Source organism: Gemmatimonas sp., from assembly GCF_031426495.1.
GTDB lineage: Bacteria > Gemmatimonadota > Gemmatimonadetes > Gemmatimonadales > Gemmatimonadaceae > Gemmatimonas.
Window position 1 is genome coordinate 76,741 of the sequence record NZ_JANPLK010000001.1, and the last position, 13,367, is coordinate 90,107.

Sequence of the window (13,367 nt, forward strand, 5' to 3'; positions counted from 1 at the left end):
GACCTATGGAATACATCGATGGCGCGCAGATCGCACTGTATGCGTTCTGGCTGTTCTTCTTCGGGTTGATCATCTACATCCGTCGGGAAGACAAGCGCGAAGGGTATCCGCTCGAATCGCCTCAGGGTCCGCGTGAAGGTTGGCCGGCGATGCCTGAAAAGAAGACGTACATTCATCGTCCGAGCAGCGGCGAGGGGACGCACTGATGTCCGACATCAAGGCTGTTCCAGCGGATAGCTACAACGGGTCGGCGCTCATTCCGACGGGCGACCCGATGATCGACGGCGTTGGTCCGGCGTCGTGGGCCAATCGGTCCGACACGCCCGACATGACGTTCCATAACACGGCCAAGATCGTGCCGATGCGTCTCGATCCGACGTACTCGATCGCCAAGGGCGATCCGGATCCGCGCGGGCTCCCGGTGGTGGCGGCCGATAAGCTGGTGGCCGGCACGGTCATCGAGCTGTGGGTCAATCGCGCCGAGCCGCAGGTGACGTATTACGAAGTGCAGCTCACGGGAAGCGAGAAGCGCGTGATGCTCCCCGCCGGGTTCGTGCAGTGGCCGAACTTCGGCCTCTGGGGCAACGACAAGTTGCTCGTCAAGGCGATCACGGCCGCACAATTCGCCAACGTGCCCGCCATCAAGCGCGACGATCAGATCACGCTGCTCGAAGAGGATATGGTCTGCGCCTATTACGCCGGCGGTCATCTCTACGCCATGGCCGAACGGAGCGAGCCGATCATATGAGTCCCGGCGCCGACGGCACGCCGCAGTACATCCGTGGCGTGCCGCACGCGCTGCCGGAGGGAGAGCATATCCTTTGGCAGGGCGCGCCCGAGGCCATGCTGATCGCCAAGCACGTGTTCCACTGGCGTCTCCTCGTGGCCTACTTCGCTGTGATGACCGTGGTGTGGGCCGCGTCGACCGCATTGGCGTTCAACTCGCAGGAATTCCTGGTGGCGCTGCTGGTTCGTGCGGGGCTGTCCGCGCTCGTCCTCGCCATCGTCTTCGTGATGGCGGGTGTCGTCGCCCGGACATCGTGGTACGCCATCACCTCCCAGCGACTCGTCCTGCGACTGGGCATGGTCTTCGAGATGTCGATCAACGTGCCGTTCACGATCCTCGATTCGGCCGGCGTTGGCGCCTTCAAGGACGGCACGGGGCAGGTGGTACTTACGCTGACGAAACCGAATCGACTCGCCTATATCGCGCTGTGGCCGCACTGCCGCGTGTTCTCGATCAATCACCCGCAGCCTGTGCTGCGCGGACTGCGTGACCCGCAGCGTATCGGCACCTTGTTGGCGCAGGCGGTGGCCGATGCGTCAGAGGGTGCGACGCGAGCGCCATCCGATTCCGCTCGCGCAACGGCGAGCGATCCACACTTGGCACCGCAGCCCGTATGAACGCGCCTATCCACTTCGAGCAGGAACCGGGCGCACGCCCTGGAGCCCGACCACTGACGGTGCCCCGGTCGGCACTGATCATGGCGGCGGCATTGGTGGTGTTCGTGTTCGGGCTCGCCATCTCGGCGAAGATTTTCGGCTTCGGGGCGTTTCGTGAAGTGCCGACGGCTGTGCTGGCTGAGCGCTCCTTGCGCTTCGTCGATGTCCCCGGCGGCGCGATTACGGTGATGGACGCGACCACCAATACGGTGGCGGCCGAACTCGGCCCCGGCACCAATAATTTTCTGCGCGGTGCCATGCGCGCACTCACGCGGGAACGACGTGCCGCGAGCATCGGCCCCGAAGTGCCGTTCCGTCTCGTGCGCTATGTCGACGGACGGCTCGTGCTTCACGACCCCGCCACGAAGCAGAGTGTGACCGTGACCAGCTTCGGGCCGACGCAGGTCGAATCGTTCGATCGATTGCTGGTGCAGTCGAAGTAGTCGTCGGGACCGTGTGACGACAGGCCAGCGCTAGGACTCGCGCTGGCCTTCTGCTTTTACGGTGACCGTGCAGGCCAGATCGGCGCCACTGCGCATGCGACGGAAGAACACAATGTTCACCGTGAGCGCCAGCGAGCCATTGGCCCGGAACTGACCGGTGAGTCGCGTGGTGAGCGCCGTGCTGGTGCGGGCCTGATCGGGCACAATGCGAAAGGTCGACGCGAAGAAGCCGTCTGGATCGACGTTACTGGGAAAGTTGTCCCCTGCGTCGAAGGCCAGTGTGAGCGTATCCGCGCCCGGCGCGTGGCGCACGATGGCGCGATCCACCGCATCAGGCGCGCGGGTCCACACCGACGCGCATTCGGTGGAGCCCACCGCCACCGGCGCCGCATAGCGGATGCGATAGAATCCGCCCACGCCGCGCGCGCGCAACCCCGCGTTGGTGGCGGCGGTGACCACGGCGCGCGAGCGTGGCGGGCCGCCGGCACTGCGCACCGCGTTCGCGCGGAAGCGCACGGGCGTCCCGAATTCCGTGATGATTTCGTTGATCGATTCCTTGCGCAGCTCGTGACGCAGCCCGGTGCGCAAATCGCGAAAGATCACCGCACCCGCCCGCACGATTTCCACGCGGCCGCGCATCGTAGTGCCGTCTTCGAGATGTACTTCATCGTAGGTCGCCTGTGACGCCACGAGCGGAATGTTGGCCTGACGCGAATCGCCGACCGCACGACGCGCGGGATCCACGAACAGCATACGCGCGCTATCAGCGCCCGTCGGCAGCATGGACCGTGTAATCGAGGGGACCCCGGGATTCGCCGGTGCGTTGATGGTCACGCCACCGGTGAGACTCGGCGGCACCACGCGATTCGAGATGGTGGGCACCTTCGCGTTGGGCGCACCTGATCGAGCATTGGCGGCTGAGGGGGCGACCGGCAGTGTCGCGACGCGCTCCGTCGGCACCGTCGTTGCATTCCGCGCGCCGACGGCGGCTTGCACGATCACGCCCAGTCCCATGAGTCCGAGCACGCCTACCATGCCGCGAGCGATCCACGGATTCATGGCGGGTCCCGCGACCCGCGCACGCGGGTTGTAGGGCGCGTACGGCGTGCTCGGCGCGGCACTACGTCCTGGCCCCGGCGCCGTGCTACGGGCCGGCGCGGCCCTCGAGGGCCCGCGCGGGTTCGCGCGGGGCGCAGCCGCAATCTGGAGCCCCGCGCGTCGGGCGGCCTGTACACCACTGGTGGCGGCCGTCGCGTTCAATCGCGCGGCCAGGGCGGCCATCGGTTCACGCTTGGACGGCGGCGCGATGCGGAGCTGCTCGGGTTGAATTGCACGGAGTGCGTAGCCCCAGCACTCCACCGCCCAGCGCGCCATGTCCGGCTGCACGAACCGCTCGGCCGACCATTGCATCACGAACGGCGCCACCAGTGCGTCCCAGCGCGCCGACTCCATCGCGCCGTCAGGTAGTCGCTCTCGGAAGCCGCGACGCAGCGCCTCGACGAGCAGTTCGGCCAGGGGACGTGCGTCACTGCCGGTGAAATCCAGCAGTCGGTTGCGCAGAATCAGCAACGAAGGCCGATCCCACGAGGTGGGTTCCTGCTCCACGAGCTGACGCAGCGCATCGCGCATGCGCACGCGCGGATCGACGAACGCCGTCATGTCAGGCGCTCACTCGGGGAGACGGATTGCGCTCAAGTCGGCGGTCACCACACACGACTGCGTACGACCCCAGCGAAGAATCGCCTGCGTGTACGTCTCCGTCTCGCCGATGAAGCCGTTGGACACAAAGCGACCGCGCATCCGGAATTGCCAGGGAATGTTGTTTGTGGTCCCCGACAGGGGCCCGGCGACAAAGCGCCCCTCGGAGTCGAGCGTTCCCGCCACGCCGCGCGAATCGAGGCGAAACGCGGCGCGACCCGGCACGTGCGTGATACGCTCTTCGGTTTCGCGCCCCACGCCAAGCGCGCTCGCCACCGATTCGCAGCTGGAGCTCCCGTCGACGGAGCGGATGCGCTGGGTCACGCGGTATCGGCCCGCCACACCGGCCAGCATCGGCGAGACGAACGGGGCATTGGGTGCGGTGGCCGACTCTGCGGCGCCGGTGAACGGCTCGTGCGGGGCCGCCGCAGGCGTGTCAGGGCCCGATCGTGCCGGTGATGCATTGGTGGAGGGTCGCGGTGTGATCGTGGCTGCACGGGGCACTGAGGCCGCCGGCAAAGACGACAGGGCCGGCTCGGCCGCCCCGGCCGCTGATGGCGTCCGATTGCCCAGCGCCCGCCACATCGAGATCGAGACCACCACCAACAATCCGGCCAACACCATGCCGGCCATTCGCTCCACCGACGAATACTTCGGACCTTGCACGCGGGATGCGCCGGGCACGAGTCGTCCGCTGTTGGCCAGCGCCGAACGCGCGCCCGGCTTTACAATGGCGCCCACGCCGAACGACGCTGGCCCGCCGGCCCACGATGGGGCATTCGGGCGCGCCGGTGTCGGCGCACTGGGCAGCGGTGGCAGGGTCCCGAAGCGCGCGGTGGCGCGGGCCAATGTTGCTTTCGCCGTGGCCGCCGCCGCGCTGGCGGTACCCGTGGCCGCGGCAGCGGGCACGATCTCCGTGGTCCGCAACTGAGGTGAGGCAATCCGCTCACGCGCTCCCGGCGCCGGTGACACCCCGAGCGCCCGGCCCCACACATCGACCGCCCAACGCGCCACATCGGGCTGCAGATATCTCGTCGACACGATCTGATGCACTAACGGCGCACGCGCCGTGTCCCACGCCGATGCCGAGAGCGGCGTGGGCGCGATGCGTTGCAGCGCGGGGCGCACGTTGTGTCCCAGGTCGAGCAGGAGATCGACCAGCGGACGATGATCACTGCCCGTGTCGTCGAGCAGGCGATTGCGCTGTTGCGTCGACGTCGAGGCGTGGTCACCGGCGTTCGGGTCCAGCGACCACTGTAGCCAGTTCGCGATCAGGGCGCGGCCTACACGCTGGAACGCGTCGGACTCGTGCACGACCGACGAGCCAAGCGGCGGGACAGGCGGTGTCATGAGACGCGGAGACGAGATCGAGTCCGATGTCGGAATCAGCCCACGTGGCTGAATCGCAGCACGCGCGCCGGGAGCGCATCGCCGATACGCAGCGAGAGCCCGCCCACGCACTCCACCGACGCGTTGCGGCCAATGGCCGCGCCGCCCTCTATGTACCACGGCGTGTCGCTGGTGTTCACCAGCCACCACTTCCCGCCGTGCTGCGCCACGTAGCCACGCGGGGTGCGATCGGCGCGCTCGTCCGGCAGTGTGCCGAGACAGAGATGCCAGTCGTGCAGCATGAGGTGATGCCAGAGCACGAGCTGATCCTTCTCGTCCACCATGCCGCGATCGGTGTCACGCCAGAGCTCCGTGATCAGCGGCGTGCCCGCCAGTCGCTCGTCGCCACGCAACGACGTATTCGGCAAGCCGGCACCGACAATCGTCCACTTGCCCGACGGCAACGGGTGCATGCGCTGCATCGTGCGATACAACGCCAGCTCCCACTCGGCCGCGTCGGCGCGCTTCGACGGCGTATGCAATCCATCCACGAACGTGCGCGTGAAGCATTGGGCCAAAGCGGAACCCAGTCGCATGTACGGCACGTCGATCTGCTTCACGGAAGGATTTCGGCGATCGGTGGGGTGCTCCACAAACAACGCCTGCGCGCCCATGGAAAGCGTCTCGTCTTCCTCGGCGGACCGCGCGCTGTTCACCTTCTTGCCCTGCAGCGGGTGGCGTTCGAGTAACAGCTCGTACAACAAGACCGCCAGCGCATGCTTGTCGGTGGCGATGGAGGGCTGCGCCTTGTTGGCCAACACTTCCGGCGCGATGTAGCCGGGTGTGCCGAGCACTGATGGCGGGGCGACGCCAGGAACTACGAGCGAGTCGATATCGATGATGCAGGCGTCGCCGCCCTTCGGATCGACCAGCACGTTCTTGTTGGAGAGGTCGGCGTGCGCGAGCCCGGCCATGTGCAAGCGACGCACGGCTCGGGCGAGGCGCACGGCGATCTGTAGGCGCGTGAGCAGTGATCCCGCTTCCGCCTGCGGCACGAACTTCGAGGCCTTGCCGCCGGTGAACCATCGCACCTCTTTCTCCTGCTTCGTGCCGAACCGATCGGCGAAGTAGAAGTTGGGGCGATAGGTCGGCGTGACGACACCGAGTGGTGGCCACACCAGCTGCTGCTTGCGTACGAAGTCCACGGGAACGGCGTGCTCGCCGTCGACCATGCCCACCGGCCACGAGTAGTACGGCGTCCAGTAGGCGCCGTTGGCGGCGAGGGTGGGATTGTAGTTGGTCAGAATACGCGTGAGCCGATCGACGCGCTCACGGCGATCGCTCAGCGACCCGTAGTAGAAGCCCACGGCATACAGCCGATCACGCGTAAGGAACACCCGCTTCTCGGCGCCGGTGCCCACGGGTTCGTCTTCGAGCTGCAATACGCGCCCATCGGTCAGGCGACAGCTTACGGTGCCCATGTTACGCCGTCCTGGCGGATCACGCACAGCGTCCGATCGTCGTTCTCGCCGCGCTTCTCGAAGGCCAGCCACTCGATGAGCGCATGCACCGGATCGGGGGCGCTCAACACTGGCGCATGATGCGACGACGTCACGCCGCCGGCGCTCACGGCGTCGTTCACGCCGTGCAGCAGTTGGGTGTAGAGCGGGCCCGCATGCCGCGTGAACGGATACCACGGATCTTCCACGCCGTCGGTGGCGAGAATGAGGGCCGCGCAGGGCGCCGCATCGCGGATCACCAACGACTGCACCAGGTGCTCGATGGCGCCATCGTCGGGAAGGAAGTGTGCCACTTCGCCCGAGAACTCGGTGATCGCCCCGCTGAGTGGTTGGGAGACGGTGCCATCGGCGTTGAGCCACGCCGACGCGCCATCGCCTACCTGCAGTAGGCCGATTCGGCCGCCATGATGCGCGGCGACGAGCAACGTGGTACGCAGATCGCGCAGCGCGAGCCCACACTTCGCGGCGAAGTCACGTAGCGCACGATTGGCCGCCGTGGCGCCGTCCTCGAGGGCGCGCCCCAAGAGCGCCGGTTGCGCGGTGTCGGCGTGTCCGTGCTGCAAGGCCTCCCGTACGGTGTGCGTCGCCACGTGCGTGGCAATCGCGGCGCCGAGGCGACTGTAGGTGGCTGAGCCGGCGCCATCGGCGACTGCGGCGCACCAGCCGTGATCGAACAGCAGCAGCTGACCGGCATCTTCACGATGATCGCCACGATGCGCGTGCAGTCGGCCGCGTCGCGAGGCCACCAGCAACGACCAGCCGTCGCGGGCCGCGCGCGTACCAGTGGCTTCGGCTAGCGGGCCGTGCGCGTCGGGGCGCAGGAGCCCTGGAGCGACGGCGTCGAGATGGGCACTCCACTCCGCAGGGCACCACAGCGATATCGGCGGGGTGACCGTCCAGATGGCGCGCGCGGGCTCCGCGGCTACAGGTGCTGCCACCGGGACCTCGGGCAGCAGCGTATCGGGTGTCTCCGATTCCGAAGTTTCGTCGGGCACGCGTTTACGGTACGATCGTGATGCCGGGCGGCGGAGGCGGCAGCGTAATGCCACCGCCGTCGGCCATCGCACCCACCTTCGCGCTCGTCTGTTTCACCGACGCCGACACGAAGCGGAAGAACGCCTTGAACGCGTCGGGCGACATGTCCTGCATCTGAATCACGATCTCGGTGACCTGCTTGAGCGCCTCGACATCGGCCTGGTCGCCGCACGCCACGGCGATGATGTTGGCCGGGCGCCGTTCGCGGAGCTGCTGCGCATAGACGGGCCAGTCGACATCGGTGGGCGCGCCGTCGGAGAGAATAAAGACCAACGGACGCCAGTCGCCCTTCTGATCGGCGGTCGTGCGCACCAACTCGCGCTCGAAGACCTCGAGCAACAGGCGCAGCCCATCCCCGAAGTTCGTCTGTCCGCTCGCCTGCAACTCCGGCGGGTTGAATATTGCGACTTCCGTGAGCGGCACGATCTGCTGCGCGGCGTTGGAGAAGGTGAGCACCGACAGATACGCGCTCTCGATCGCCTGCGGGTCACCGAGCAGATCACGATGGAGTTGCCGGATCCCGGACTTCACGGACTCAATGGGGGTACCCTGCATCGAGCCGGAAACGTCGGCGAGGATGTAAACGGGAAGGCGACGGGTGGACACGGGAAGCTCGCTCGGAGGGCGGAAAGGGGACGGCCGGTGAACCGGCACTCGCGAGATGAATGCGGACGGGGCGACGGAGGTTTCGTGGACGACGACGTCACGCGCGGATCTAGGAACGCTACGTCGGTGCGTCACGATCCGGATGCCTGCCGCACGCCGCCGAAACGCGAAACCCCGTAGTACCGAGTCGGCACTACGGGGTCGATCGCGCGGTGGGCCAGGGGCCCTGTGCGCGGAAGCGCGGTGCTGCTCCTACTTCGGCGTGTTCGGGCTGCCCACGGCACCGCCAAGCACGGTCGGCGTCGGCACGGTCCGCGCACTGCTGCGCTTCACGGCCGGCACTGGTGCGGCGGCTGGAGCGGCCGGAGCCGCGGCGGCAGACGTGGTGTCCACCGTCGGCGTGAGGCCCTTGAAGGGCACGCCGTTCCAATCCGCGCGACCCCAGAGGGCAGGGTAGTCCTTCACCATCTGCGCACCATACAGCGGCTTGTAGTTGCCGTTGTGGCACGTCACGCACTGCGCCTTCGGCGCATCGCCCTGCGTGCCGAGTCGCACCGACGGATAGACCGGCTGCAGCGGCGACAGGTAGTTCTGGTTCACGTCACGCAGCATGAGAATGCCATGGTATGCGGTGACACGAGCCGGCGGTGCTTCCTTCCAGCTGGCGAACTGACGGCTGTTGTGACAGTACGTGCAGTTCACGCCCAACGAGCGGGACTGCGAAATCATGAGTGCGTACGTCCATTCCGTCTGCTTCACCGAGCTGCGATTCCCGTTCGACGGCGCCACATCTCGTGAAACGACACGCGCGCCATCACGATCGAGATAGTGCCGTAGATAGTCCGTCTGGCTCGAGTAGAACCACAGACCGTTCGGCAGCGGCTTGCCCATGTGACAGGTGTAGCAGGTGACGCCGGTGTTCTTCACGTGCTGCGAGTACTGGCCGTTGATCTGGCGGGTCATCTGCAGCATGCGTCGCGCCACGAGCTTCGTGTACAGTGGCTTGCCGTTGGGCAGCGTGTCAGCAGCGAGGTTCGCGATGTTGTGGCAGTAGGCACAGTTGCCGGTGCCGGCCACCCAGGTGCTCATGGCCACCATCGTCCGGTTGAACTCACCGACCGAGATGTCGTTCAGCACCTGCACGTTCTGCCACGGGAGGGGACCCGGCGGCGACTCGCCTGCCGGAGGAAGTGGCGTGGGGATCTTGATCTGCGCGAACTGTTTCTTCAGGTCACCGTGATCGTAGTTCTGCTCCATGCCGGTGCCGCGATACCCGACCTGCACCGAATCGGTTGCCGTGTCACCGCATGCGCCCAGGGAGAGCAGCGCAAGCGGGGCCACGAGGCCGATGGAACGTCGAAGGATGCTCATGGCGTCTTCCCTCCGACGGACGGAGCAGGCGGCTTGACCGTGGCCGGAGCGGCCGCGGCAGGCGTGGACGGTGCCGCCACAGAATCCACCTTGGTCGAATCGGCCGTCATCGAATCCGCCGGAGCCATCATGGCGGTCGAATCGAGCATCATCGCGGGCTGCGGAGCGACATACGACGGAAACGAATCCGGAGCGGTGCCCTGATATCGACCACGCAGCAGCTGCTGCTGTTCTTCCGTCAGGGTGTTCTGCGCCGGGTACGGGGCCACGAGGCCGTGCTTCACGCCCCAGAGGTACCAGTTGTCGACCACAGTGCCCGTGAGCAGGATGCCGATACCGCCGCTGAACGTCGTCAGCACGGCAAACCACCACGACCAGCGGTGAATCGATTCCATCGTGGCGTTGAAGCCCATGGTCCAGCGCCAGAACAGCATGGAACGTTCGGCGGCGGTACCACGATCGGTGATCTGTTCGATTTCGCGTTCACCGCCCAACCGGGCCACCGCCAGAATGGTGGCGCCGTGCATCGCGAACAACACGGCGGAGCCGTACAGGAAGGCGATGGAGAGGGCGTGGAACGGATTGTAGTACAGGTTGCCGTAGCGAATCGAGAACGCCGACGTCCAGTCCAAGTGCGGGAAGATGCCGAAGGGCACCATCTCGCTCCAGCTGCCCACGAGCAGCGGCTGGAAGAAGAACGTGGAGTACAGGAAGATCGCGCTGGCGAAGGCCCACGGGAGGTGCGTGCCCATGTTCAGGGCGCGGGCCCGGCGATACACGCGAACCCACCAGAGCAGGATGCTGATCGTCAGGAAGAATCCGGCCATCAGATACCAGCCACCCTGCGCGAGTGGCGGGACCCGCAGTCCGTACTGCGGTGGTGGCGGTTCGAGGGCGAGCCACGGAAGCTGCCGGATGAACTCCACCGGGTCCCAGCCCACCGAGGCCCACATGTTGAGACCGATGATCTCGAAGGCCATGAAGCCGAAGATGAGCGACAGGACGCCTGCCCATCCGAGATAGATCGGTCCGATCTGCGCGTCGCCGAACTTGCCGGCGAGATACGAGAAGGTCCCGGTGCCGTAGCGCGTGCCGGTCGATTCGTCGATCTCGATGCCGGCTTCGGGAAGTGTCCGGACCTGGACGCGCGTGAAGAGGTTCTGGTATTCGAGCATGTGCCCTCGCCTCAGCGCCAGATCGGAAGATTGAGCCACCAATTCCACCACTCAGGCCAGCCCTTGGTCCAGAAGGGGCCGGAAATCACGATGCAGATCGCACTCCAAACCGCTGCGCCGACCGCGAGGAACAGGCCGAGACGGTGGATGCCGATCGCGCCGATCGAGTAGCCGAGCAGGTCGCGGAAGAAAACGTTTTCAGTTTCACTGGTCCCGACGGGCGTGCCTTTCTTCGGATTCGTCACCGACAGGATCAGGGATCCGTGCATCGCCAGGGCGAGGCAGTTGGTGAAGAAGAAGGTCACGGCGATCATGTGCGCCGGATTGTAGTGGAAGTGGAGGTACTGGTACCCCACGTTCGACACCCAATCCAAGTGCGAGAAGATCCCGTACGGAAAGCCGTGTCCCCATGCGCCAAGGAGCATCGGTCGGATCACGACGAGTGTTGCGTAGGCGAGCACGGCACCGCCGTACGCCCACGGGATGTGCATGCCCATGCCGAGCTTTCGACTGATCTCGGCTTGACGCAGCGCCCAACTACCAAAGGCGCCAAGTGCACACAAAGTGATGATCTGCCACAGCCCGCCTTCACGGAGCGGGGCAAGCCCCAAACCGTACTTGAGATCGGGTGGGGCAATACTGATCTGCCAGAGGTTCCACGTCGGTCCCATCGCCGCGCCCCACACGCACAAGAGCGTGCCGAGTGTGACGAAGAAAATCGTCGTGACCCCAAAGAAGCCCACGTAGAACGGACCGAACCAGAAATCGAACAGATCTCCGCCGATCAGCGTACCACCGCGGACACGGTACTTCTTTTCAAAACTCAGCATCGCCATGGGCGATCTCTCCGGACGCGCAGAGATGGACGAACGGGGGGGAGGGTACCACTCGCTGGCGTCGGCCGGGGATGGCGTCGCACTGACACGTGCGAGGCGCCATCCCGGCTACGACGCGCGACGAATTATCGGCCTGGCGGAAGCGGCGACATTTCTGCCGCAGCGGCTGGCGCCGATGCCCCGACGGGCGCCTGGGCAGCTGACAGCGTACCATTCTCGATCCACGAATAGCGCTGCGAGCTGAGCAGGATGAAGTGAATGACCAGCGCGAGCACGGCGAGGAAGCCAACCATGGCGACCATCACGCGTCGTGGGTCAAACATCAACCAAATGCGGTGCATAACAAAACCTCGAGAGAAGGTGTAGGAGCCCTTCCACCATGACGGCGGCTACCGTCACGCAGCAGGGGTCAGGCTGACAAAAAGGTCAGCGGACCGCTGTCGGAGGCGTCTGCGCGTTGTACTGCGCCTTCTTGTACTTCGGCCAACCCGTAATCGAGTAAGCCCACATATGGATGATCAGCGCCATGCCAGCCAGGAAAAATCCGAGGCCGCTCATGATGATCTGTGGATCCATGCCCTGCCAGATTCTGTGCATCAGTTGTGCTCCGAATCAGAGGGTTAGAACCACGGACGCCACTGCCACGCAAGGAAATGCGCGACTGCAGCAACGATGATGTAGCCGAGGGTACCGGTCACGAAGTATCCGTGAAAACGCCGGGCCTCGTCCTCAGTCATTCCGCCTTTTTCCATCATGCCTCCGAAAAATGCGAGTTGCCGCGCTCAACCCGCGCGGCGGGGGTGCCGAGCTCTCACAGCCTCGGCCAACTAGCTTCAGTTGACGGGTGTAAACTGTGCCTTACACTCAAAAGCGTCAAGAAGAATTTACGCTTTTCGGTAATATTCCTGTACGCGGCGCATACCACTCCGATTTAGCACTCGATAACATCGTGTCGTCCCTTTTTGAACCACCTCAGAGCTGGCCACACCGAGCACACTCCCGATTTCTCGAGCTCGACGGCATTCGCTGGCACTTCCAGCAGCTCGGCACCGGCCCGGTGGTGCTCCTCGTCCACGGCACGGGCGGCAGTACGCACTCCTGGGCCGACTGCGCCGCCGCACTTTCAGAGAAGTTTACGGTCATTGCGACCGATTTGCCCGGTCACGGCTTCACCGCGGTGCCTCCGGCAGTGGCGCGCGCGCGAAATGTCTACACCATCGATGGCATGGCCCGCGCCCTTCAGCAGCTGCTCCACGCGCTGCAGGTGCAGCCGGTGATTGCCGCCGCACAATCGGCCGGGGTGCCGGTGCTGCTGCGCATGGCCCTGCAGCGCAGCATCGCGCCGGCGCGGATCGTGGGGCTCTGCGCAGCCGTGGTGGCCCCGCCAGCGTGGTATGTGCGCTTTATCGCGCCAATCATCGGATCGGTGGTCGAAAGCGATGCGGTGGCGCTCAGTGCCGCCAAACTGGCCGCCGGCACACGCATCATCCGCGCGATGCTCGACAGCACGGGGAGCACGCTCACCCCGGCACAACTGGCGCAGTATGAGCTGCTGTGCGGGATGCCCACGCACGTGCACGCGGCGCTGGCCATGATGGCGCGGTGGGATCTGCCCACCCTCATGCGTGATCTGGCCACGCTGGAGACGCCGCTCGATGTGATCGCGGGGCGGCGGGACCGGTGGGTGCCGGAAGCGCAACTGCGGCGCGCGGTGGCGAGCGTGCGAGGGGCGACGTACAGGGTGGAGGAAGGAGGACACCTGCTTATGGAAGAGCGGGGGGAAGAGGTGGCGCGATGGATAGGTGGGGAGACTGCTTGAACGGCGCCAAGAGTCAACGGCGCTAAGAATCAACAGCGCGAAGAATTAGGGGCGCTAAGAATTAGGGGCGTACAGAAAAGAGAAAGCGGGAC

At 65.7% G+C, this 13,367-nt stretch carries 15 protein-coding genes and 1 pseudogene; 5 read left to right on the forward strand and 11 right to left on the reverse strand.

The features are described 5' to 3' along the window. Nucleotides 1-5: 5 nt before the first annotated feature. From RMP10_RS00355 to puhC, 4 genes are read left to right on the forward strand one after another with little or no spacing between them, the layout of a single operon-like run. Nucleotides 6-206 (forward strand): hypothetical protein, encoded by a 201-nt coding sequence (locus RMP10_RS00355; RefSeq protein ID WP_309673104.1) that lies wholly within the window; start codon nt 6-8, stop codon nt 204-206. Beyond that, a complete protein-coding gene (gene puhA / locus RMP10_RS00360; RefSeq protein ID WP_310568546.1) occupies nt 206-748 on the forward strand; it encodes a photosynthetic reaction center subunit H in 543 nt (180 codons plus the stop codon). The genes RMP10_RS00355 and puhA overlap by 1 nt, the downstream gene beginning before the upstream one ends. Further along, nucleotides 745-1,404, forward strand: coding sequence for a photosynthetic complex putative assembly protein PuhB (gene puhB / locus RMP10_RS00365; protein ID WP_310568547.1), 660 nt, complete (start codon nt 745-747; stop codon nt 1,402-1,404). The genes puhA and puhB overlap by 4 nt, the downstream gene beginning before the upstream one ends. 59 nt (nt 1,405-1,463) lie before the next feature. Next, nucleotides 1,464-1,886 carry a photosynthetic complex assembly protein PuhC gene (gene puhC, locus RMP10_RS00370; protein ID WP_310568548.1) on the forward strand — a complete coding sequence of 141 codons (423 nt, stop codon included), beginning with the start codon at nt 1,464-1,466 and terminating at the stop codon, nt 1,884-1,886. Nucleotides 1,887-1,916: 30 nt separating this feature from the next. Here the strand turns inward: puhC and RMP10_RS00375 are convergent, their stop codons facing one another. The 11 genes and pseudogenes from RMP10_RS00375 to pufB all read right to left on the reverse strand — a co-directional run bounded on the left by RMP10_RS00375 (nt 1,917) and on the right by pufB (nt 12,211). Beyond that, on the reverse strand, nt 1,917-3,545 hold the full coding sequence (locus tag RMP10_RS00375; protein WP_310568549.1) for a hypothetical protein: 1,629 nt from the start codon (nt 3,543-3,545) through the stop codon (nt 1,917-1,919). A 9-nt stretch (nt 3,546-3,554) separates the two neighbouring features. After that, entirely contained in the window at nt 3,555-4,934 is a 1,380-nt protein-coding gene (locus RMP10_RS00380; protein WP_310568550.1) for a hypothetical protein, read from the reverse strand. Nucleotides 4,935-4,969: 35 nt separating this feature from the next. Continuing rightward, nucleotides 4,970-6,394, reverse strand: a complete 1,425-nt coding sequence (locus RMP10_RS00385; protein ID WP_310568551.1) for a lipopolysaccharide kinase InaA family protein — start codon at nt 6,392-6,394, stop codon at nt 4,970-4,972. Beyond that, nucleotides 6,382-7,428 carry a PP2C family serine/threonine-protein phosphatase gene (locus tag RMP10_RS00390; protein ID WP_310568552.1) on the reverse strand — a complete coding sequence of 349 codons (1,047 nt, stop codon included), beginning with the start codon at nt 7,426-7,428 and terminating at the stop codon, nt 6,382-6,384. The genes RMP10_RS00385 and RMP10_RS00390 overlap by 13 nt, the downstream gene beginning before the upstream one ends. Nucleotides 7,429-7,432: 4 nt before the next feature. Continuing rightward, nucleotides 7,433-8,074, reverse strand: a complete 642-nt coding sequence (locus tag RMP10_RS00395; RefSeq protein ID WP_310568553.1) for a VWA domain-containing protein — start codon at nt 8,072-8,074, stop codon at nt 7,433-7,435. Nucleotides 8,075-8,326: 252 nt separating this feature from the next. Further along, nucleotides 8,327-9,445 carry a photosynthetic reaction center cytochrome PufC gene (pufC, locus tag RMP10_RS00400; RefSeq protein ID WP_310568554.1) on the reverse strand — a complete coding sequence of 373 codons (1,119 nt, stop codon included), beginning with the start codon at nt 9,443-9,445 and terminating at the stop codon, nt 8,327-8,329. A gap of 269 nt (nt 9,446-9,714) precedes the next feature. Then, a pseudogene (pufM, locus tag RMP10_RS00405) lies at nt 9,715-10,620 on the reverse strand (photosynthetic reaction center subunit M); the annotation flags it as partial. A gap of 11 nt (nt 10,621-10,631) precedes the next feature. Further along, nucleotides 10,632-11,456, reverse strand: coding sequence for a photosynthetic reaction center subunit L (pufL, locus tag RMP10_RS00410; protein WP_171225031.1), 825 nt, complete (start codon nt 11,454-11,456; stop codon nt 10,632-10,634). Nucleotides 11,457-11,581: 125 nt separating this feature from the next. Then, nucleotides 11,582-11,797 carry a light-harvesting antenna LH1, alpha subunit gene (gene pufA / locus RMP10_RS00415; protein WP_171225030.1) on the reverse strand — a complete coding sequence of 72 codons (216 nt, stop codon included), beginning with the start codon at nt 11,795-11,797 and terminating at the stop codon, nt 11,582-11,584. Between the two features lie 85 nt (nt 11,798-11,882). Next, the gene (locus RMP10_RS00420) at nt 11,883-12,053 is read right to left on the reverse strand and encodes a light-harvesting protein (RefSeq protein ID WP_309673412.1); all 171 of its coding nucleotides are present in this window, start codon (nt 12,051-12,053) and stop codon (nt 11,883-11,885) included. Between the two features lie 23 nt (nt 12,054-12,076). Beyond that, a complete protein-coding gene (gene pufB / locus RMP10_RS00425; protein WP_171225028.1) occupies nt 12,077-12,211 on the reverse strand; it encodes a light-harvesting antenna LH1, beta subunit in 135 nt (44 codons plus the stop codon). A 194-nt stretch (nt 12,212-12,405) separates the two neighbouring features. Here pufB and bchO point away from each other — a divergent pair, with 194 nt between their 5' ends. Then, nucleotides 12,406-13,275, forward strand: a complete 870-nt coding sequence (gene bchO, locus RMP10_RS00430) for an alpha/beta fold hydrolase BchO (protein ID WP_310568555.1) — start codon at nt 12,406-12,408, stop codon at nt 13,273-13,275. Nucleotides 13,276-13,367 lie beyond the last annotated feature (92 nt).